Consider the following 22,399-nt stretch of genomic DNA (forward strand, 5'->3'; position numbering starts at 1 on the left):
AGATCGCACAACTGAATATTACTAATACTACTCACGCTATCGTTTCAATGACATATCAATGATATAGCGATTTTATTTATTTTTAAAAACCAGATCGCGGTCATAAATCAGAAAACAAACTAAATTTCGTAATCCAGAAATAAGAACAGATAATTGCCAGTCTTCCTTTAGCTGTTAAGAATTTACTACGTACCAGGCCGTTTCTTTACCCCGTTCGTCTTATCCTGCACTTTACAAAAAAGGCTGATTATTATGAAGATAAAGAACCTTTGCCTCACGCTCTGTGCTTCACTCCTGCTGACCAGTATGGCGGGGATTGCGAAAGAAGTTAAGATTGGTATGGCCATTGACGATCTCCGCCTTGAGCGCTGGCAAAAAGACCGCGATATATTTGTCAACAAAGCTGAATCATTAGGTGCCAAAGTATTTGTTCAGTCTGCTAATGGCAATGAAGAAACGCAAATGTCGCAAATTGAAAATATGATAAACCGCGGTGTTGATGTCCTGGTTATCATTCCCTACAACGGCCAGGTATTAAGTAATGTGATTAAAGAAGCCAAACAGGAAGGTATTAAAGTTTTGGCCTACGATCGTATGATAAATAATGCAGACATTGATTTCTACATTTCCTTTGATAATGAAAAAGTGGGCGAAATGCAGGCCCAAAGTCTGGTAGATAAAGTCCCTCAGGGGAATTATTTCCTGATGGGTGGTTCCCCGGTAGATAATAACGCCAAACTGTTCCGCGCCGGGCAAATGAAAGTTCTCAAGCCTTATATTGACTCCGGTAAAATTAAGATTGTTGGCGACCAGTGGGTTGACGGCTGGCTGCCGGAAAACGCATTAAAGATTATGGAGAACGCCCTCACTGCTAACAATAACAAAATCGACGCGGTGGTCGCTTCCAACGATGCCACCGCCGGCGGCGCGATTCAGGCATTAAGCGCGCAGGGTCTGGCGGGTAAAGTCGCCATTTCCGGCCAGGATGCCGACCTTGCGGGCGTGAAGCGGATTATTTCCGGTACGCAGACCATGACCGTCTATAAACCGATTACCACGCTTGCCACCACCGCCGCTGAAATTGCCGTCGAGCTCGGCAATGATAAAGCGCCGCATGCTGATACTACGTTGAATAACGGACTTAAAGATGTCCCGTCCCGCCTGCTCACCCCGATCGAAGTGAATAAAGACAATATTGAACAAACGGTTATCAAAGACGGTTTCCACAAAAAGAGCGATTTATAATTCCTGACGCCCCTCGCCGGGGCGTCATTCTCGTCCAGCTGGATATCGCTTATGCGGAGCATCTATGTCCTGGTTACTTGAAATGAAAAACATCACCAAAACCTTCGGGACCGTGAAGGCGGTGGATAATATCAGCCTGCGGCTTAACGCAGGTGAAATTGTCTCACTCTGCGGCGAAAATGGTTCTGGTAAATCCACGCTCATGAAAGTCCTGTGCGGAATTTATCCTCACGGCAGCTATGACGGTGAGATTATTTTTGCCGGTGAAACGCTTAAGCCCAGTCATATTCGCGACACCGAACGCAAAGGTATCGCCATTATTCACCAGGAGCTGGCGCTGGTTAAACACCTGAGCGTTCTGGAGAATATTTTTCTTGGCGCGGAAATCTCCCGCTATGGTCTCCTTGATTATGAAACCATGACTCTGCGCTGCCAGAAGCTGCTGGCACAGGTGAATTTGACCATTTCACCCGATACCCGTGTCGGCGATCTCGGCCTTGGGCAACAACAGCTGGTTGAAATTGCCAAAGCGCTCAATAAGCAGGTGCGGTTATTAATCCTTGATGAACCCACCGCCTCTCTCACCGAGCAGGAAACGGCCATTCTGCTGGATATCATTCGCGATCTGCAGGCCCACGGCATCGCTTGTATTTATATCTCCCACAAGCTGAATGAGGTGAAAGCCATCTCCGACACCATCTGCGTCATTCGCGATGGCCAGCATATTGGCACCCGCGATGCCAGCGGCATGAATGAAGATGATGTGATAACCATGATGGTTGGCCGCGAACTCACCGCTCTCTACCCGAACGAGCCGCACGACTGCGGCGATGAAATTTTACGCGTCGAGCATTTAACCGCCTGGCACCCGGTCAACCGGCATATTAAGCGGGTCAACGATATCTCTTTTTCACTGCGTCGCGGTGAAATCCTCGGCATTGCCGGGCTGGTCGGCGCCGGGCGTACCGAGGCCGTCCAGTGCCTGTTTGGCGTCTGGCCGGGGCGCTGGGAAGGGAAAGTGTTCATTGACGGTCAGCCGGTGGCGATTCATCACTGCCAGCAGGCTATCGCCCACGGTATTGCCATGGTCCCGGAGGACCGCAAGAAAGACGGTATCGTGCCGGTGATGGCGGTGGGTAAGAACATCACTCTGGCGGCGTTAAATCAGTTTACCGGCCCGCTGAGCAGCCTCGATGACGCCGGGGAGCAGCACTGCATCCAGCAATCCATCCAGCGGCTGAAAATCAAAACGTCATCGCCGGAGCTGGCCATTGGTCGTCTGAGCGGCGGCAACCAGCAGAAAGCGATTCTGGCCCGCTGCCTGTTGCTGAATCCGCGCATCCTGATTCTCGATGAACCCACACGCGGCATCGATATCGGGGCGAAATACGAAATCTACAAACTGATTAATCAGCTGGTGCAGCAGGGGATCGCCGTCATCGTCATCTCGTCCGAACTGCCTGAAGTTCTCGGGTTAAGCGATCGGGTGCTGGTGATGCATGAAGGCAAGCTGAAAGCCAATTTAGTCAATCATCATCTGACCCAGGAGCAGGTGATGGAAGCCGCGTTGAGGAGCGAACACCATGTCGAAAAACACGTCGTCTGAGATAAAAATTATCCCGCCCGCCCCTGCCGGTATGGCTGGACTCAAAGGGCTGAACCTGCAGGTTTTCGTGATGATCGCCGCGATTGTGGTGATTATGCTGTTCTTCACCTGGGCCACCGAAGGAGCCTATTTAAGCGCGCGTAATATTTCTAACCTGCTGCGGCAGACGGCGATCACCGGCATCCTGGCGGTCGGGATGGTGTTCGTCATTATTTCCGCCGAGATCGATCTTTCCGTGGGCTCGATGATGGGGCTGCTCGGCGGCGCAGCGGCGATTTTTGACGTCTGGCTCGGCTGGCCGCTGCCGCTGACCATTGTGGTCACGCTGGCGATGGGGCTGATTCTCGGCGCCTGGAACGGCTGGTGGGTCGCCTACCGCAAAGTCCCGTCGTTTATCGTCACCCTCGCCGGGATGCTGGCGTTCCGCGGCATTCTGATCGGTATCACCAACGGCACCACCGTCTCGCCCACCAGCCCGGCGATGTCGCAAATTGGACAAAGCTATCTGCCTGACGGTCTGGGTTTCGGCATCGGCGTCATTGGCATGGCGGCCTTTATTGTCTGGCAATGGCGCGGTCGCCTGCGTCGCCAGTCTCTGGGATTAACCACGCCCGCGCCAACCTCGACGGTGGCTCGCCAGAGCATCACCGCGGTTATCGTGCTCGGCGCCATCTGGCTATTAAACGATTATCGCGGCGTCCCCACGCCGGTTCTCATCCTGGCGGCCCTGCTGCTGGCGGGGATGTTTATGGCCACCCGCACAGCCTTCGGCCGGCGAATCTATGCCATTGGCGGCAATCTGGAAGCCGCACGTCTGTCCGGAATTAGCGTTGAGCGTACCAAGCTGGCCGTTTTCGCCATCAATGGTCTGATGGTGGCCATCGCCGGTCTGATCCTCAGCTCGCGGCTGGGCGCCGGCTCGCCTTCAGCCGGTAACATCGCCGAGCTGGATGCTATCGCCGCCTGCGTCATCGGCGGCACCAGCCTCGCTGGCGGGGTTGGTAGCGTCGCCGGTGCGGTCATGGGGGCATTTATCATGTCGGCGCTGGATAATGGCATGAGCATGATGGACGTCGCCACGTTCTGGCAGTACATCGTCAAAGGCGCCATTTTACTGCTGGCGGTATGGATGGATTCGGCGACGAAGCGCAGAGCGTAAGTCTGCCGAATTAAGAATGCCCGAATTCTTTGCGCTACCGCCAGCTTTACGCATAAGAGGCTTGCCATGTTTCGGGCATTGGCCGGTATTGTATGGCCAGAAAGGGAAAACCAGGAAAAGAGACTATGTTTGCAAAGCGCCACCGTATTACGCTGCTATTCAATGCCAACAAAGCCTACGACCGGCAGGTCGTCGAAGGGGTAGGAGAATATTTACAGGCATCGCAACAGGAATGGGATATCTTCATTGAAGAGGATTTTCGGGCGCGTATCGAGAATATCAGGGAGTGGCTGGGCGACGGCGTGATTGCTGATTATGACGACCCGGAAATCGAAAGACTGCTGGCCGACGTCGAGGTCCCGATTGTCGGCGTCGGCGGCTCCTATCATCGCCCCGAATGCTATCCCCCGGTGCACTACATTGCGACGGATAACGCCGCGCTGGTCGAAAGCGCCTTCCTGCATCTGAAAGAAAAGGGCGTCCAGCGCTTCGCCTTTTACGGGCTGCCCGCTTCCAGCGGAAAACGCTGGGCGGTCGAGCGCGAACACGCGTTTTGCCAGCTGGTCGCGAAGGAGAAATATCGCGGCGTGGTTTACCAGGGGCTGGAGACCGCGCCGGAAAACTGGCAACACGCGCAAAACCGGCTGGCGGACTGGCTGCAAACGCTCCCCCCGCAAACCGGGATTATCGCCGTGACCGATGCCCGCGCCCGCCACGTGCTCCAGGCCTGCGAGCTGCTGCATATTCCGGTGCCGGAAAAACTGTGCGTCATCGGCATTGATAATGAAGAGTTGACCCGCTATCTGTCGCGCGTCGCGCTCTCCTCAGTGGCACAGGGGACCCGGCAGATGGGTTACCAGGCGGCCAAGCTGCTGCATCGACTGCTGGATAAAGAGCCGCTCCCGCTACAGCGTCGGCTGGTGCCGCCCATGCGCGTTGTCGAACGGCGCTCCACGGATTATCGCTCGCTCAGCGATCCGTCGGTCATTCAGGCCATGCACTACATCCGCAATAACGCCTGCAAGGGCATCAAGGTCGAACAGGTGCTGGATGCCGTCGGTATTTCCCGTTCTAACCTCGAGAAGCGCTTCAAGGAGGAGGTCGGCGATACCATTCACTCCATCATTCACCGCGAGAAACTCGAAAAGGCCCGCAGCCTGCTGGTGTCCACCACGCTGTCGATTAATGAAATTTCGCAAATGTGCGGCTATCCGTCGCTGCAATATTTCTATTCGGTATTTAAGAAAGAGTACGACGTGACGCCGAAGGAGTACCGGGACAGGCACAGTGAAGTGATGATGTAGCGAATAGAAAGTGAGACCACAAAGAAAAATGCCCGGGGCTGACGCTCCGGGCATTTTTTTATTACATATGGGCAGCAATCAGCCGCTGGTTGTCCTGATACATCGCGAAGAGATAGTTGTTATAGCTCGACCCTTTCGTCGAATAACCCTTCAGCTTATGAATCATGGTGCTGGCCGTCAGTTCCTGATCCGCTTTACGCAGCTGCGCGCGTGATTTACGGAAGGAGCTGTATGCCGGATGCGTGTTCAGGTTCGTCACGTAAGCCTGTACCGACTCCTCCACAGAATCAAACTGGGAGTAGCCTTTCATCGCGCCGCTGCAGTTCCCGCCACCGCATTTCATACCAAACAGATTGTTGTTCATCCGCGCCAGTCTGGAGGTACCCCAACCGCTTTCCGCCGCCGCCATGGTCGCCACCATACTGTTCGGAATGATGTCAACGCGTTCCATCAGCGTACTCCATGGAATATGACGCGTATTGCCAGACCATTTCACCTTATAGCGTGCCGCAATATCCTTCAGACGCGTGCGCTCTGTCGGTGACCAGCGCGAGTCGTATTGTTTGGCGACAAGCCAGTTACGATCGGCGGTGATCACCTGATTCTGTTTAGTAATATAAGGCATTACCGTCCGGAGAAACGCTTTTTTCCTTGGGGTTCCGGAAGGGTATTTTCGCAAATCAGGAAGTGAACTACTCTTTACACTATTGCGAGAATACTCTTGTTTACTGCTTACCTTAACCTGACTACTTTTCTTTACTTGTGAGGCTTTATGACTCGTTGTTGCTATGTGGGTTGTTGCCAACACACTCCCTGAAAATATACAGGTAAGTAACATGAGTATCGCAGCCCCATATCGTCGCATGGGAATCGATATCATTAGGTCTCCTGGTCGGATTTAATCATTCCAACACCTTGTTTTACGCAAAAAAACGTTAATTGAATCGCGAATAGTATCAAAAATACCCAGTGAGAGCACTAACAGAAATAGTCCAATTCCTAAAAGCTGTCATCTGAAATCGGTTTCTGCACGGTCACCAGAGAACGAAAATGCTAGTGCCCTCTCATTTTTCGCCTGTTTTTTGACCTCTGTCACTCAGCCCTTTTTGTCCTCCCTGCAAAAGCGCAGACGGGATGAGTTCATTATCCGGGTTAGCGGGCAAACTGAACAAAAAACCGCTGACAGGACTCCAGAATGAAACTCGCTGCGCTAGCGTCGCTGTTGTTGCCAGGAATGGCCTTCGCCGCCTGGACCACCCCCGATTTTCCGGCCTTTACCGAAGAGGGCACCGGCAGATTTATCAGTCAAAATGAGGTGGCGAAGGGAACGCGCCCGCTACAAATTAATTTTGGCCAACAGTGCTGGCAGCCCGCCGGGGCGATCAAACTCAACCAGATGCTGTCCATGGAGCCCTGCCGCGGCGCCCCCGCGCAGTGGCGGGTCTTCCGCGAAGGTCGCTACACGCTTGAAGTGGATACCCGCTCCGGTACGCCAACGCTGATGCTCTCGCTGGAGGAAAAAGAGGCGGCGACGGCTTCCGCGCCGCAGCTGCGCCAGTGTCCAAAATGGGATGGCAAGCCGCTGACGCTGGATGTCAGTCAGACCTTTGCCGAGGGCAGCAAAGTCCGTGATTTCTACAGCGGCAATCTCGCCACGGTCAGCGCCGGGAAAATTACGCTGCAACCGGCCCCCAACAGCAACGGTTTACTGCTCCTTGAGCGGGCAGACACCCCCGCCGATGCTCCTTTCAACTGGCATAACGCCACCGTCTATTTCGTGCTGACCGACCGTTTCGTCAACGGTAACCCGGCCAACGACAACAGCTATGGGCGGCACAAAGACGGGATGCAGGAAATCGGCACCTTCCACGGCGGCGACCTGCAAGGGCTGACCAGCAAACTCGACTACCTGAAAGCGTTAGGCGTTAACGCGCTGTGGATAAGCTCGCCGCTGGAACAAATTCACGGCTGGGTCGGCGGCGGAACCAAGGGCGATTTCCCGCATTACGCCTATCACGGCTACTACGCTCAGGACTGGACCAGACTGGATGCCAATATGGGGAGCGAGGAAGATTTGCGTCGTCTGGTTGATGAGGCGCACAAGCGCGGCATTCGCATCCTGTTCGATGTGGTGATGAACCACACCGGCTACGCCACTCTCGCCGATATGCAGGCGTTCAAATTCGGCGCGCTGTATCTGCAGGGCGAGGAGCTGAAAAAGACCCTCGGGGAACACTGGACCAACTGGAAACCCGGCCCGGGCCAGACCTGGCACAGCTTCAACGACTACATCAACTTCAGCGATAAAGCCGGCTGGGAAAAGTGGTGGGGCAAAAAGTGGATTCGCACCGATATTGGCGACTACGACAACCCCGGCTTTGACGATCTGACCATGTCCCTGGCCTTCCTGCCGGATCTGAAAACGGAATCAACGGTCCCTTCCGGGTTACCAAACTTCTATCGCAACAAGCCGGATACGGCGGCGAAAGAAATTCCCGGCTATACGCCGCGCGATTATCTGACCCACTGGTTGAGTCAGTGGGTGCGTGATTACGGCATTGACGGTTTCCGCGTCGATACCGCCAAACACGTCGAACTGGCCGCCTGGCAACAGTTAAAAAACCAGGCCACCGCGGCGCTGGCGGCATGGAAAAAAGCCAACCCGGAAAAAGCGCTGGATAACGCGCCGTTCTGGATGACCGGCGAGGCCTGGGGCCACGGCGTCATGCAGAGCGATTACTACCGCCACGGTTTTGATGCGATGATTAACTTCGACTACCAGGATCAGGCGGCGAAAGCGTCAGGCTGTCTCTCCAGTATTGACCTGACCTGGCAGCAGATGGCGGATAAACTGCAGACGTTTAACGTCCTGAGCTATCTCTCATCCCACGACACGCGTCTGTTCCGCGAAGGCGGCAGCACCGCGGCAGAACTGCTGCTGCTGGCGCCAGGCGCGGTACAGCTCTTCTATGGCGATGAGTCCGCGCGGCCGTTCGGACCTACCGGCTCAGATCCGCTGCAGGGGACGCGTTCGGATATGAACTGGCAGGACGTCGCGGGTAAAGCCGCGCTCAGCGTCAGCCACTGGCAGAAACTCGGCCAGTTCCGCGCCCGCCACCCGGCGATTGGCATGGGTAAACAGACCACGCTCTCGATGCCGCAGGGTTACGGTTTCGTCCGTGAAAACGCCGATGACAAAGTGATGGTGGTCTGGGCGGGTCAACGATAGCCCCCCTTCTGATGGCTCCCCGATCGCTTCCGGGAGCCTTTTTAGAATAAAAAACTAATAAAAATCGATAATCCAGCATAAAAATGAAATCTTAGACTTTCCTGCCGATTTGCACCGCGTCGAGGCTGGCGTTATGGTTATCCACTTTCCAGGAAGACCGACAGATTATCCGCAATGACATTTTCACTTTTCGGCGACAAATTCACCCGTCATTCAGGCATTACCCGCTTGATGGAAGACCTCAATGACGGCCTGCGCACTCCGGGCGCAATCATGCTGGGCGGCGGTAATCCCGCGCAGATCCCGGAAATGAACGACTACTTCCAGAACCTGCTGGCCGACATGCTCACCAACGGCAAAGCCCTTGATGCGCTTTGTAATTACGACGGTCCGCAGGGAAAAAGCGAACTTCTGAGCGCGTTGGCGCAGATGCTGCGTGAAGCGCTGGGCTGGGAGATCGAACCACAGAATATTGCACTAACAAATGGCAGTCAGAGTGCATTTTTCTACTTGTTTAACCTCTTTGCCGGGCGCCGTGCGGATGGCAGCACCCGCAAAGTCCTGTTCCCGCTAACGCCGGAATATATCGGCTACGCCGACTCGGGCCTCGAAGAGGATCTGTTTGTCGCCACCCGCCCGAATATTGAGCTGCTGCCAGAAGGCCAGTTTAAATACCACGTCGATTTTGAGCACCTGCAGGTCACGGAAGAGACGGGGATGATTTGCGTCTCTCGCCCGACCAACCCGACCGGTAACGTGATTACCGACGAAGAGCTGATCAAACTGGATGCGCTGGCCCACCAGCACGGCGTCCCGCTGGTGATTGATAACGCGTATGGCGTGCCTTTCCCGGGGATTATTTTCAGCGACGCCAGACCGCTGTGGAACCCGAATATTGTGCTGTGTATGAGCCTGTCCAAGCTGGGCCTGCCGGGCAGCCGCTGCGGGATCATCGTCGCCAATGAGAAAATCATTACCGCCATCAGCAACATGAACGGGATCATCAGCCTTGCGCCGGGCGGAATGGGGCCGGCAATGATGTGCGAAATGATCAAACGCAACGACCTGCTGCGCCTGTCGGAAACGGTCATCAAACCGTTCTACTACCAGCGCGTACAGGAAACTATCGCCATTATTCGCCGCTATCTGCCGGAAGATCGCTGCCTGATTCATAAACCTGAAGGGGCGATTTTCCTCTGGCTGTGGTTTAAAGATCTGCCGATCTCCACCGAGCTGCTGTACCAGCGGCTGAAAAAACGCGGCGTGCTGATGGTGCCGGGCGACTACTTCTTCCCGGGCCTTGATAAGCCCTGGCCGCACACCCACCAGTGCATGCGCATGAACTACGTGCCAGACCCGGAGAAAATTGAAGCGGGCGTGAAAATCCTCGCCGAAGAGGTTGAACGCGCCTGGGGTGAGCAGGGCGCGTAATCGCGCGTTTTGTCGCCCGTCTGAATCGCCAGCGCCGTCCGCAGACGGCGCTCGCCGCTTAATCTCTCCAGCTCCGCCGGCGTCATGCAGTACAGCGCCTGGGTCGGACAGGCCGCCACACAGGCCGGGCCGTCTTCGCGATGGCCGCACAAATCGCATTTCAACGCCTGCACGCCATTGTCGGTCATCATCACGGATATCGCGCCGTACGGACAGGCCAGCATGCAGCTTTTGCAGCCAATACAAAGGGATTGTTCAACGTACACCCTACCGCTGACCCGGCTAATCGCCCCCGCCGGGCAGACGTTGGCGCAGGGCGCGTCTTCGCAATGATGGCAGGTCACGGCGGTGGTAAAAGACCCGCTCTTCACCACCCAAATGCGTGCGCTGAAGGCTTTTGGAGAAAGTGCGGCGCAATCCTGATTTGCCTGGTGTGACACCACGCAGGCGACTTCACAGGTACGACAGCCAATGCATTTGGCCGAATCCGCAATGATAAAACGGTTCATTTTCCCCCCCGCCTGACGTTGATTAGCGTCAGAGTGCCAGAAAACGAACCGCCTTCGCTTTGATCCTGGCGGGGATTGTTGCCAGATCTGTCATCTGCCCAACCGCATCGGGCTTTTTGCCTACACGCGTAAGGTAAATCCCAGTTCGTTAGAGATAGCCTGTGCCGTGTCGCGCAGCGGCTTAAGCAAATTTTTCTCGCCAATCTGTTTCAGACGTGACGTCGAGAGTGAGATGGAGATGGCATACGGTACACGGTGTTGAATATCAAACACCGGAACAGCAATGCAGGAAACGCCAAGCTCATTCTCTTCACGGTCCATCGCCATCACGCTTTCACGAATTTGCGCCAGCTCATCGTACATCGCAGGCAGCCCCGTAATGGTGTTGCGCGTCAGAGGCTGAATCTGCTCCTGATGCGTTTCCCAGTACTCTTTCACATATTCCTGCTGACCAAACGCCATGTAAATCTTACCCATTGCCGAACAGTACAGCGGCATATGTTGGCCGATATACGCGCGGGTACGCAGCATCCCGGTCGTCGGTTCCAGCTTATAAATCAGAATGGCGTGATCGTCCTCACGGCTGGAGAAGTTGATGGTTTCCCCGGTAGAGAGGTTTAGCGCTTCCAGATGCGGCGCCGCCACGTGGATAATATTCAGCGACGTCAGGGCTTTTTGTCCGACGGCAATAAATTTGGTGGTTAAACGATAGCTCCCGGCGGCAGGTGCGGGAGTGACGTAGCCACAGGATTGCAGCCCTTGTAGTAATCGGTGCACGGTGCTTTTGTTCAGCCCGGCCAGTTCTGAAAGATGCGCCAGCGGGCAACCGTTCGGGTAATTGCTTAAGATTTCTATCAACATCAAACCGCGAAACAAACTTTGGCTTCCAGCCGGCCGCTCTTTCTCCGGCGCGTTTTCACTCTCTTTTGTGTTCATCGCTTCCGCTCTCCATTCAGTGGCGACCTGATGGTAGCGCAAAGTGTGTTTCACTTCACGATCTGAACATAAATTTTGTAATTAACTGATTTTATTGAATTTCAAAAACATCCTCACCGATTGCTTTGTGAAATCATGATCGATATATTTGAAATCAGATTTCGCATAGTGAAATTTATAGCTTGTAAAACGTTCTCACCCCCTCATCGGGAGGTCACCTTAAATGACAGAAGCAGCAGTGTTGTCTCCGTTGTTATCTATGCGCCACATCATCAAGCGTTTTGGTGGCAATGTGGCGGTCAATAACGTCAGTCTGGATATTTACCCGGGCCAGGTTGTGGCGCTGTTGGGAGAAAACGGCGCTGGCAAATCGACGTTGATTAAGGTGCTGGCGGGCGTCTATTCCCGTGATGGCGGCGAGATCCTGTTTCGCGGTCAGCCGGTGGATTCTGCCGCCGCGTTACGTCAGGGCAACGAACAGCCTATCGCCTTTATTCATCAGGATTTAGGCCTGGTAGAGTGGATGACCGTCGCCGAAAACATGGCGCTGGTGATGGGGTTTCCCCGTCGCTTCGGTCTGATTGACTGGGCGGCCACCAAACGCCAGGCGCAAAAAGCGCTGGAAGATATCGGCATTCAGATAGACCCGGATGACCGCGTGTTTGACCTTTCCCGCACCGAAAAATCCCTGCTGGCGATTGCCCGCGCGGTGGCAGTTGACGCCTCGGTACTGGTGCTCGATGAACCGACCGCCTCACTGCCTGCCGACGATGTACGCCACCTGTTCCGCGTCATGAACATCCTGCGCGAGAAGCAGGTAGGCATGATTTACATCACCCACCGCCTGGATGAGGTGATGGAGATGGCGGATACCGTTTGCGCGATGCGCGATGGTTGCTACGCCGGAGGCGGCGATATCAGCCGCTACAGCCTGCGTGGTCTGGTCGAACTGATTGTGGGCGAAAACCTGCGTGATGACCAGCGCCAGTCCTTACCCGATGCCAGCGCGCCGGTGCTGTTGAAAATGGACCACGTCAAAGTGGGCGATACCGGGCCGGTCTCCTTCGAGCTGCGTGCCGGTGAGATGGTGGCGCTCGCCGGTCTGCGTGGCGCCGGTCAGGAAGAGATTGGACGTTTGCTGTTTGCCTGCAGGACGCAGGAAAGTGGACAAATCACCTTAAATGGCGTGCCGTTTACGGCGACAACACCAGGGGAGGCGATGTCCGCCGGCGTCTCTTTTGTCGCCGGCGACCGTCTTCATGAAAGTCTGATTCCGGGCATGATGGTGCGTGAAAACCTGTTTATGAACCCCTGTAAACACGGTCATGCGCCGCTTTCCCGCTATAACGAAAAAAGCGAAGCGCCGCTGAGCTGGGAGAAAATCCGCCAGTTCGACGTGCGCCCCTCGCAGATAAATATTGAAATCAGTGCACTGTCGGGCGGCAACCAGCAAAAAGTGGTCATGGCACGCTGGCTCTCGCTCAATGCCCCTCTGCTCATTCTGGAAGACCCTTCTGCAGGCGTTGACGTGGGCGCACGCGCAGAAATTTACGATTTACTCAATCAGGCGCTGCAAAACGGCGTTGCCATTCTGGTCATTTCCAACGACCTGGAAGAGGTGGCGCACATCTGTAACCGGGCGCTGGTATTTAACCGCGGGCAGATCGTCGGCGAACTGCTCAACCAGGATGTCACCTTTGCCAGATTGCTTGAGCTGGCATCGGGCAGCGGCACCATACATTAAGTCGGAGTGCGTTATGGCTAAAACATCAATGAAATCGACGGCCCTGGAATCACGCGTATCACTTCATGAACACGGTGTGGCCACCTGGCTTGGACAATTAACCACCCGTTACGGTTTACCCGCGATCTGTGTGGTGCTGGTTATCGTTTTTTCACTGACAACGCCTTCGTTTGCTTCCCTGTTGACGTTGCAGGCGATCCTCGACAGCAAATCGAAAATCGCCCTGCTGGCGCTGGCGGCGACCATCCCGATGATTGTCGGCAAAATCGACCTCAACGTCGGCTTCGGCATCGTGCTCTGGCATATCCTCGCCATTACTTTGCAGGTCGAATATGGTTTCTCCTGGCCCGCCGCTGTGGCGATCGTGCTGGTGCTCTCTGCGCTCTACGGTTTGCTGAACGGTATTCTGGTGGCGCTGGCGGATATCGACAGCTTTGTTGCGACCCTGGGTTCCGGTACGGTGCTGTACGCCATCGCGCTCTGGCACTCTGGTGGTCGGCAGATCGTTGGTGACTTACCGGACGCCTTTATCGCCCTGCATCACTCCGACCTGTTCGGTATTCCGGTGGTGGCCTTCTACGTCCTTTTTGCCGCCGTGGTGCTGTGGATTATCACCGAACATACCCCGATTGGTCGCTGCATGTACGCGGTGGGCGGTAACCCGGTCGCCGCAGCGCTCAACGGCATTTCCGTTAATCGTTACATCATCGGGGCATTTATCACTTCCAGCACTTTAACCGGCTTTACCGGGGTGATCATCGCCGCCGAGCAGGGCGTGGGCCAGGCCAGCGTTGGTATGGATTATCTGCTCCCGGCGCTGGTGGGCGCGTTCCTTGGCAGCACCACCATTCGTCCCGGCCGGGTGAACGTCTGGGGCACGGTGGTCGGTATTGCGGTGCTGGCGATCGGTATTGCGGGCATCCAGCAGTTCGGCGGCGCGTTTTGGGTCGAACCGCTGTTCAACGGTGCGACGCTGCTGCTGTCGATTACCCTGGCGGGCTATGCTCAACGCCGTCGGGCATTAAATAAAAAACTGGTGCAGCGGGCACAATCGCCAGCATCAGGCTCCTCCGTTACCCAATGACTCTCGCGTAAGGAACTGAAAATGAATAACAAAATAGTTCAGTACTGTCTGGCTGCCGGGTTGATGATGGCAAGTGGTTTCAGCCTCGCCGACGATACCTTTGTTCAGCAGGCGAAAACGGCGATTGCCAAAGCCACCGCGCCAGTCACCGACTGGGATGGCCCAACCCAGGGTCCGACGCTGCAGCCTGGTAAGAAGATCATTTTCATCGCCTCGGACATGAAAAACGGCGGCGTGCTGGGGGTTAAAGAGGGGCTGGAAGAAGCGGCGAAAGCCGCAGGCTGGCAGCTGGATGTGCTGGATGGCGCAGGTTCGGTGAAAGATCAACTGGCGGCGCTTAACCAGGCGATCGCCCGCAAACCGGACGGTATCGTCATTGGCGGCTGGAACCCCAACGTCGCCAAAATTCCGCTGAAAAAAGCCGTGAAAGAGGGCATCGTGCTGACCGCCTGGCACGCGGTGCCCGCGCCTGGCCCGGTTCCGGCTTACAACATTTTCTACAACGTGACCTCCGACTCGAACGAAGTCTCGCGCATGGCGGCGCTGTATGCGGTGGCGAAATCCAACGGTACCGCCAAAGTGCTTATTTTCACCGACTCGCTGTACCAAATCGCGCTGGATAAAGCCAACGCGATGAAGAAGGTGATTGAGCAGTGCAGCGGCTGCCAGGTAGTGGAATTTATCGATACCCCGCTTGCCGACACCTCCAACCGCATGCCGGGCATGACCTACAGCCTGATCCAAAAATATGGCGACAGGTTCGAATACTCGCTGGCAATTAACGATCTGTACTTCGACTTTATGGCTCCAGCCCTGCAAACCGCGGGCAAAGGCACCGGAGATAAGCCGCCGTACAACATCTCCGCTGGCGACGGTTCCGTCACCGCCTACCAGCGCGTGCGTGAAGGCAAAGCGCAGGTAGCAACCGTACCCGAGCCGTTGAAACTGCACGGCTGGCAGCTGCTGGATGAATTAAACCGCGCCTTCGCCGGTAAAGAGCCGTCTGGCTATGTCACCCCGGCGCATCTGGTGACCAAGGAGAACATCGGCGCCGACGGCGGCCAGAACAACGAATTTGACCCGGACAACCATTATCGCGATCGCTACAAAGCCATCTGGGGAGTGAAGTGAGATGTTAGTCGTCACGGGAAGTTTTGCATGCCTGTGCTCACCGGCGATCTGGGCAGAGGGCCCGGTGTGGCTGGCAGACCAGCAGTGCCTGATTTTCAGCGATGTGAAGGGCAACAGAATGTTCCGTTGGGATGCGCAAAATGGGGTCAGCGTGTTCCGCGCCGAATCCCACTATGCCAACGGCAACGCGCGGGACTTGCAAGGGCGTTTGTTGACCTGCGAGCACGGTCGGCGCGGTATCAGCCGTACCGACGCCGCAGGCAATCACACTCTGCTGGTGGATAAAGTCGACGGGCTGCGTTTTAACTCCCCCAACGATATCGCGGTGCGCCAGGACGGGTCGATTTGGTTTACCGATCCGCCCTACGGCATCATCAGCGACGAAGAGGGCTATCGCGCCGCAAGCCAGGTCATTGGCTGCTACGTCTACCGATTTGATGAAGCGCGAAACCAGGTCGCTATTGCCATCAGCGATACCCAGCGCCCCAACGGGCTGGCCTTTTCGCCGGATGATAAATGGCTATACGTGGCAGATATGTCGGTTATTGATTTTCCGAGCCAGGGCCGCCGGGAAATTCGTGCTTACCGCCTTGAAGGCGATAACGCGTTATTTTCCCACGTCGTAACCCAGGTTAAACCGGGTATTCCGGACGGATTTTGCGTCGACCGGGACGGGAATATTTACTGCAGCTGCGAGACAGGGATTTTGATTTTCTCCGCCGCAGGCGAATTACTGGACACCATTGCGGTCCCCGAGCGCGTCTCTAACTGCACTTTTGGCGGCCCCGACGGGAATACGCTTTTTATTACGGCGACGACATCGCTGTACCGGGTGACCCTCGCCCCATCCCGCCTTCAGGGATAAACCGGAGTAACGCCGAAACACACCGGTCCTGCCGGCGTGTTTTTGCAACCCAACACTATTTAGTGGAATAAAATTCCACTATGTGAAACGAAAAGTTGTCATGGAGAAAGCGTATGTTATTGAGTTTTTCTGACCTTAAAAATGAGTTTAACCGCGTCCTGCTGGCACGCGGTGTGGCGGCTGAAACCGCCGATGCCTGTGCGGAAATGTTCGCCCGCACCACCGAGTCAGGGGTCTATTCACACGGCGTAAACCGTTTCCCACGCTTTATTCAGCAACTGGAAAACGGCGATATCATCCCTGAGGCCCTGCCAGGACGCACCGCTTCACTGGGGGCGATTGAACAGTGGGATGCCCGGCGATCTATCGGCAACCTGACCGCCAAAAAAATGATGGACCGGGCAATTGAACTGGCTTCTGACCACGGTATTGGCCTGGTTGCTGTGCGCAACGCCAACCACTGGATGCGCGGCGGCAGCTACGGCTGGCAGGCGGCGGAAAAAGGCTACATCGGCATCTGCTGGACCAACTCCATTGCCGTGATGCCGCCGTGGGGCGCCAAAGAGTGCCGCATCGGGACTAACCCGCTGATCGTCGCCATTCCGTCTACGCCGATTACCATGGTGGACATGTCCATGTCGATGTTCTCCTACGGCATGCTGGAAGTGAACCGCCTGGCAGGCCGTCAGCTGCCGGTTGACGGTGGCTTCGATGACGAAGGCAACCTGACCAAAGACCCGGCGCCCATCGAGAAAAACCGCCGTATTCTGCCGATGGGCTACTGGAAAGGTTCAGGCCTCTCCATCGTGCTGGACATGATCGCCACCCTGCTCTCCGATGGCTCTTCCGTTGCTGCGGTCACTGAAGACAACAGCGACGAGTTCAACATTTCGCAAGTCTTTATTGCTATCGAAGTGGACAAGCTGATCGATGGCGCCACCCGCGACGCCAAGCTGCAACGCATCATGGATTACATCACCAGCGCCGAACGGGCCGACGAAAACGTGCCGGTGCGGTTGCCCGGTCATGAGTTTGCTCGTCTGCTGGAAGAGAACCGCCGCAACGGAATCACCGTTGATGACAGCGTGTGGGCAAAAATCAAAGCGCTGTAAGGAATATCATCATGATTTATGGACATATTTCTCAACCTAACGCCTGCCGGTATCCGGCAGCGATTGAAAAAGCGCTGGAATTTTTGCGCACCACGGACTTCAGCAAGCTGGAGACCGGGGTGGTCGAAATCGAGGGGCGCACGATCTTCGCGCAGATCCTCGACCTGACCACCCGTCCGCACGATGAACTGCGCCCGGAGGTGCACCGCCGTTACCTCGATATCCAGTATTTATATTCCGGTGAAGAGCAGATCGGTGTCGCTATCGATACCGGCAATAATGTAGTAAGTGAAGAATTACTTGAGCAGCGGGATATTATTTTCTATCACGACAGCGAAAACGAATCGTTAATAGAAATGAGACCGGGGAACTATGCCATATTTTTCCCGCAGGATGTTCACCGTCCGGCCTGTAAAAAACACCGGGAAACGGAAATCAGGAAAATAGTGGTTAAAGTTGCTATTTCCGCTTTAGATTAATCCGTCATTTATTTATCGAACACCGATAAATAAAAGGAGTGAAAAATGGAAAGAAATGACGCCGGTTATATCATCGGCGCATACCCTTGCGCGCCCTCATTTCACCAAAAGAGCGAACAAGAAGAGACGGAATTCTGGCGCTTACTCGCGGATACGCCCCACATCCGTGGGCTGGAACAACCATGCCATGAGCACTTTCATCCCTATGGCGATGAGTGGTTGCTCCAGCATACGCCGCAGGAGTGGAAGATGGTGGTGACGGCCATCCCGGAAACGATGCGTCGCCGCGGCGGCGGCAACACGGCTTTCGGCCTGGCCTCCAGCGATGAAGAACAGCGTCTGGCATGCGTCGCATTCCATCGTCATTTACACAACAAAATCAATGCACTAAACAAACGTTTTGCCGGCAAGGTCATCTCCCTTGAACTGCAGGCTGCACCGCTTGTGGGTAATGCGAGCGTAGAGCAGGCAACCGATGCCTTCGCGCGCTCCATCAAAGAGATTGCGGACTGGGACTGGTCATGCTCACTCATGCTGGAACATTGTGATGCCATGAACCAGCCTGCGCCACGCAAAGGCTTTCTGCCGCTGGAAAACGTGCTGCAGGTGCTGGCGGGTTACCGCATTGATATCTGTATCAACTGGGCGCGTTCAGCGATTGAAGGGCGTAACGCCGCCCTGCCGCTGGCGCATACTCAGGCGGCACGTGCCGCGGGCAAACTGGGGGCGCTGATGTTCTCTGGCACCGCGACCGAAGGGCCGTACGGCGAATGGACTGACCTGCACGCACCGTTCGCCCCGTTTTGCCCGCAAGGCCTGTTAACAGCGGCTCACGCAAAAGAATTATTTAATGTGGCTGATTCAGCACAATTACAGTTTGCCGGTATTAAGTTACTGGAAATTGATGCGAATGCTGATGCGAATCATCGCATAGCCATATTACGCGATGGCATTCACGCGCTAAACATAGCCCGACAATAAATATAAAGCGTCAATTTCATCGCAAGGTCAGTCAATTTAAACACGAGATTAATATGAATACTTCCTCTTACGCTACAACCGCGGATATTCCGCGCCAACGCTGGTTAAGAATTATTCCTCCGATTCTTATCACCTGTATTATTTCTTATATGGACCGCGTGAATATTGCCTTTGCTATGCCCGGCGGGATGGATCAGGATTTAGGCATCACCGCGACGATGGCAGGCCTGGCTGGCGGTATTTTCTTCCTCGGCTATCTCTTCTTACAGGTTCCCGGCGGCAAAATCGCCGTTCACGGCAGCGGCAAAAAATTCATCGGCTGGTCGCTAGTCGCGTGGGCGGTAATTTCCGTGTTTACCGGTCTTGTTACCAACCACTACCAGCTGCTGGCGCTGCGCTTTCTGCTGGGTGTGGCGGAAGGCGGTATGCTGCCTGTGGTACTCACCATGATCAGTAACTGGTTCCCGGATGCCGAACGCGGTCGCGCGAATGCCATCGTCATCATGTTCGTGCCGATCGCCGGGATCATCACCGCCCCACTCTCCGGCTGGATAATCACCGCCCTCGACTGGCGCTGGCTGTTCATCATCGAAGGTCTGCTCTCCCTCGTCGTGCTGGTGATGTGGGCGCTGACGATTTATGACCGCCCGCAGGAAGCCCGCTGGATTTCTGACGCGGAGAAAAAGTACCTGGTGGAAACCCTGGCCGCTGAACAGCGCGCCATTGCCGGTAAAACCACGGTGAATGCCTCTCTGAGCACTGTGTTGTCTGACCGCACCATGTGGCAACTGATTGCCCTGAACTTCTTCTACCAGACCGGGATTTACGGCTACACCCTCTGGCTACCGACCATCCTGAAAGAGCTGACCCACACCAGTATGGGCCAGGTCGGGATGCTCGCCATTCTGCCTTACGTGGGGGCGATTGCCGGGATGTTCCTGTTCTCTTCCCTGTCTGACCGCACCGGCAAACGCAAACTGTTCGTCTCCCTGCCGCTGATTGGTTTCGCCGCCTGCATGTTCCTTTCCGTTGTGCTGAAAGAGAGCGTCTGGCTGTCGTACACCGCGCTGGTCGGTTGTGGCTTCTTCCTGCAGTCCGCTGCCGGGGTGTTCTGGACCATCCCTGCCCGTCTGTTCAGCGCCGAAATGGCCGGCGGCGCACGCGGTGTGATCAACGCCCTCGGCAACCTCGGCGGCTTCTGCGGCCCGTATGCCGTGGGCGTGCTGATCACGCTTTACAGCAAAGATGCGGGCGTTTACTGCCTGGCGATTTCACTGGCGATTGCCGCGCTGATGGCGCTGCTGCTGCCGTCCCGGTGCGATGCCAACAGTGCGTCTATCGGCGCGGTCAACGCACCGAAACGCGCGATCTGACGCCTTCACCCCAACCCTCTCCCACCGGGAGGGGATGCAAACCAGGAAAAAAAGATGAGTGAAAAAGAGACCTTCTGGCTGGGTATCGATTGTGGCGGTACTTATCTGAAAGCAGGCCTGTACAACAGCCAGGGTAAAGAATTTGCTATTGAACGCCGGTCCATTCACACCCTCAGCCCGCAGCCCGGTTGGGCGGAGCGCGACATGACGGCATTGTGGCAGCACTGCGCGGCAACCATTTCCCGTCTGCTGCAACGCACCGGCATTCGCGGTGAACAAGTCGATGGCATCGGGATTTCCGCTCAGGGCAAGGGGCTGTTTTTGCTGGATAAAAATGACCAGCCGCTGGGCACCGCGATCCTCTCTTCCGATCGCCGCGCGATGGAGATCGTCACACGCTGGCAGCAGGACGGCATTCCGCAAAAGCTCTACCCGTTAACGCGCCAGACCTTATGGACCGGGCACCCGGCTTCACTGTTGCGCTGGGTGAAGGAGCACGAGCCGCAGCGTTACGCGCAAATTGGCTGCGTGATGATGGGCCACGATTATCTGCGCTGGTGCCTCACCGGCGTGAAAGGCTGCGAAGAGAGCAATATCTCTGAATCCAACCTCTACCATATGACCTCCGGGCGGTACGATCCCCGCCTGACGCAGTGGCTTGGCATCAGCGAAATCGACGCTGCGCTGCCGCCCATTGTCGGTTCATCCCAAATCAGCGGTGAAATCACCTCTCAGGCAGCCGCCATGACCGGTCTGGCGGCGGGAACTCCCGTTGTGGGCGGTCTGTTTGATGTGGTTTCTACCGCGCTCTGCGCCGGGCTTGATGACGAGTACACGCTGAACGCCGTCATGGGAACCTGGGCGGTCACCAGCGGCATCGCTGAAGGGCTGCGCGATAACGAAGCGCACCCCTTCGTCTACGGACGCTACGTGAATGCTGGCCAGTACATTGTCCACGAAGCCAGCCCTACCTCCTCCGGCAACCTCGAATGGCTGACCGCACAACTTGGCGACATCAGCTTTGATGAAATCAACAAGCTCGTCGACAGCCTGCCGAAAGCCGCCAGCGATGTCTTCTTCCTGCCCTTCCTGTACGGCAGTAACGCCGGGCTTGAGATGACCAGCGGCTTTTATGGCATACAGGCGCTGCATACCCGCGCGCACCTGCTACAGGCGGTCTATGAAGGGGTCGTATTTAGCCACATGACGCACCTCAACCGCATGCGCGAACGCTTTACCGAGGTACGTTCCCTGCGCGTCACCGGCGGCCCGGCGCACTCTCCCGTGTGGATGCAAATGCTGGCGGACGTCAGCGGCCTGCCGGTTGAACTGCCGCAGGTGGAAGAGACCGGCTGCTTTGGTGCCGCCATTGCGGCTCTCGTCGGCACCGGCGTTTACGCAAACTTCACCGATGCCCAGCAGACCTTCAGCTACGAAATACGCACCCTGACGCCGGACATGAACGCCCACGCGGCCTACCAGCGCAAATACCGCCGTTACCAGATGTTAATTGAAGCACTTCAGGGCTTTCACGCCCGTATTAAGGAGCACTCTTTATGAGCCGACCATTACTGCAGCTGGCGCTCGATCACACCGACCTTGCCGCCGCCCAGCGCGATGTTGCGTTGTTAAAAGACCGTGTGGATATCGTAGAAGCGGGCACCATTCTCTGCCTGAGCGAGGGGCTACATGCCATTCGCGCCCTGCGCGCCCAATGCCCGGAAAAACTGATCGTCGCCGACTGGAAAGTCGCCGACGCCGGGGAAACCCTGGCCCGGCAGGCGCTGGACGCGGGGGCCAACTGGATGACCATCATCTGCGCCGCGCCGCTGGCCACCATCGAAAAAGGTCACGCCGTCGCTGCTGCGCGCGGAGGCGAAATCCAAATCGAGTTGTTTGGTAACTGGACCTTCGACGATGCGCGCGACTGGTACAGCGCCGGCGTGCGTCAGGCGATTTATCACCGTGGGCGCGACGCTCAGGCGAGCGGCCAGCAGTGGGGTGAAGTGGATCTGGCGCGCATGAAAGCGCTGTCGGATATCGGCCTGGCGCTCTCCGTCACCGGGGGCATCACCCCTGCCGACCTGCCGCTGTTCAAAGAGATTAACGTGAAGGCCTTTATTGCCGGACGCGCCCTTTCCAGCGCCGCCGATCCGCAGCAAGTGGCTGAAGAGTTCCACGCCCACATTCGCGACATCTGGAGAGCGTAAT

Annotated in this window: 18 protein-coding genes and 1 pseudogene; 16 read left to right on the plus strand and 3 right to left on the minus strand. The window is 56.0% G+C overall.

What is annotated here, in order from left to right:
* Positions 1 to 252: 252 nt before the first annotated feature.
* The 4 genes from xylF to xylR all read left to right on the plus strand — a co-directional run bounded on the left by xylF (position 253) and on the right by xylR (position 5,314).
* Positions 253 to 1,245 carry a D-xylose ABC transporter substrate-binding protein gene (xylF, locus tag FNY10_RS23700; RefSeq protein ID WP_131049353.1) on the plus strand — a complete coding sequence of 331 codons (993 nt, stop codon included), beginning with the start codon at positions 253 to 255 and terminating at the stop codon, positions 1,243 to 1,245.
* Positions 1,246 to 1,309: 64 nt separating this feature from the next.
* Entirely contained in the window at positions 1,310 to 2,851 is a 1,542-nt protein-coding gene (locus FNY10_RS23705; protein WP_131049352.1) for a xylose ABC transporter ATP-binding protein, read from the plus strand.
* A complete protein-coding gene (xylH, locus tag FNY10_RS23710) occupies positions 2,829 to 4,010 on the plus strand; it encodes a xylose ABC transporter permease XylH (protein WP_131049351.1) in 1,182 nt (393 codons plus the stop codon). Before FNY10_RS23705 ends, xylH begins: the two co-directional genes overlap by 23 nt.
* A 125-nt stretch (positions 4,011 to 4,135) precedes the next feature.
* Positions 4,136 to 5,314, plus strand: coding sequence for a D-xylose utilization transcriptional activator XylR (gene xylR, locus FNY10_RS23715; RefSeq protein WP_100682953.1), 1,179 nt, complete (start codon positions 4,136 to 4,138; stop codon positions 5,312 to 5,314).
* A gap of 61 nt (positions 5,315 to 5,375) precedes the next feature.
* Here the strand turns inward: xylR and FNY10_RS23720 are convergent, their stop codons facing one another.
* Positions 5,376 to 6,194 carry a protein bax gene (locus tag FNY10_RS23720; protein ID WP_100682952.1) on the minus strand — a complete coding sequence of 273 codons (819 nt, stop codon included), beginning with the start codon at positions 6,192 to 6,194 and terminating at the stop codon, positions 5,376 to 5,378.
* Between the two features lie 315 nt (positions 6,195 to 6,509).
* On the opposite strand from FNY10_RS23720, the gene FNY10_RS23725 reads away from it, so the two are divergent.
* Positions 6,510 to 8,543: an alpha-amylase gene (locus FNY10_RS23725; protein ID WP_131049350.1), complete on the plus strand. Its 2,034-nt coding sequence runs from the start codon at positions 6,510 to 6,512 to the stop codon at positions 8,541 to 8,543.
* 174 nt (positions 8,544 to 8,717) lie between these two features.
* On the plus strand, positions 8,718 to 9,974 hold the full coding sequence (avtA, locus tag FNY10_RS23730; protein ID WP_141963083.1) for a valine--pyruvate transaminase: 1,257 nt from the start codon (positions 8,718 to 8,720) through the stop codon (positions 9,972 to 9,974).
* A 23-nt stretch (positions 9,975 to 9,997) separates the two neighbouring features.
* On the opposite strand, the pseudogene FNY10_RS23735 reads toward avtA, so the two are convergent.
* Positions 9,998 to 10,483: pseudogene (locus FNY10_RS23735) on the minus strand (4Fe-4S dicluster domain-containing protein); the annotation flags it as partial.
* Positions 10,484 to 10,603: 120 nt separating this feature from the next.
* Positions 10,604 to 11,419, minus strand: a complete 816-nt coding sequence (gene yiaJ / locus FNY10_RS23740) for an IclR family transcriptional regulator YiaJ (protein WP_100682948.1) — start codon at positions 11,417 to 11,419, stop codon at positions 10,604 to 10,606.
* Between the two features lie 223 nt (positions 11,420 to 11,642).
* Here yiaJ and FNY10_RS23745 point away from each other — a divergent pair, with 223 nt between their 5' ends.
* The 10 genes from FNY10_RS23745 (at position 11,643) to ulaD (ending at position 22,398) form a co-directional block, all read left to right on the plus strand.
* Positions 11,643 to 13,163 (plus strand): sugar ABC transporter ATP-binding protein, encoded by a 1,521-nt coding sequence (locus FNY10_RS23745; RefSeq protein ID WP_160704230.1) that lies wholly within the window; start codon positions 11,643 to 11,645, stop codon positions 13,161 to 13,163.
* A gap of 13 nt (positions 13,164 to 13,176) precedes the next feature.
* Complete coding sequence (locus FNY10_RS23750) at positions 13,177 to 14,247, plus strand: ABC transporter permease (protein WP_131049347.1); 1,071 nt, start codon at positions 13,177 to 13,179, stop codon at positions 14,245 to 14,247.
* 63 nt (positions 14,248 to 14,310) lie between these two features.
* Positions 14,311 to 15,378, plus strand: coding sequence for a substrate-binding domain-containing protein (locus tag FNY10_RS23755; RefSeq protein WP_224742589.1), 1,068 nt, complete (start codon positions 14,311 to 14,313; stop codon positions 15,376 to 15,378).
* A 1-nt stretch (position 15,379) separates the two neighbouring features.
* A complete protein-coding gene (locus tag FNY10_RS23760; RefSeq protein ID WP_100682944.1) occupies positions 15,380 to 16,243 on the plus strand; it encodes an SMP-30/gluconolactonase/LRE family protein in 864 nt (287 codons plus the stop codon).
* 113 nt (positions 16,244 to 16,356) lie between these two features.
* Entirely contained in the window at positions 16,357 to 17,355 is a 999-nt protein-coding gene (gene yiaK, locus FNY10_RS23765; RefSeq protein WP_160704228.1) for a 3-dehydro-L-gulonate 2-dehydrogenase, read from the plus strand.
* An 11-nt stretch (positions 17,356 to 17,366) separates the two neighbouring features.
* Positions 17,367 to 17,834, plus strand: a complete 468-nt coding sequence (locus tag FNY10_RS23770; protein ID WP_100682942.1) for a YhcH/YjgK/YiaL family protein — start codon at positions 17,367 to 17,369, stop codon at positions 17,832 to 17,834.
* A 45-nt stretch (positions 17,835 to 17,879) separates the two neighbouring features.
* Entirely contained in the window at positions 17,880 to 18,815 is a 936-nt protein-coding gene (locus FNY10_RS23775) for a DUF4862 family protein (RefSeq protein WP_141963075.1), read from the plus strand.
* A gap of 53 nt (positions 18,816 to 18,868) precedes the next feature.
* A complete protein-coding gene (locus FNY10_RS23780) occupies positions 18,869 to 20,188 on the plus strand; it encodes an MFS transporter (protein WP_141963073.1) in 1,320 nt (439 codons plus the stop codon).
* Positions 20,189 to 20,242: 54 nt separating this feature from the next.
* Entirely contained in the window at positions 20,243 to 21,748 is a 1,506-nt protein-coding gene (locus FNY10_RS23785) for an FGGY-family carbohydrate kinase (RefSeq protein ID WP_141963071.1), read from the plus strand.
* Positions 21,745 to 22,398, plus strand: coding sequence for a 3-keto-L-gulonate-6-phosphate decarboxylase UlaD (gene ulaD, locus FNY10_RS23790; RefSeq protein WP_141963069.1), 654 nt, complete (start codon positions 21,745 to 21,747; stop codon positions 22,396 to 22,398). Before FNY10_RS23785 ends, ulaD begins: the two co-directional genes overlap by 4 nt.
* Position 22,399: the final 1 nt, after the last annotated feature.

It is taken from the genome of Klebsiella sp. Lac1 (assembly GCF_009825425.1).
GTDB lineage: Bacteria > Pseudomonadota > Gammaproteobacteria > Enterobacterales > Enterobacteriaceae > Klebsiella > Klebsiella electrica.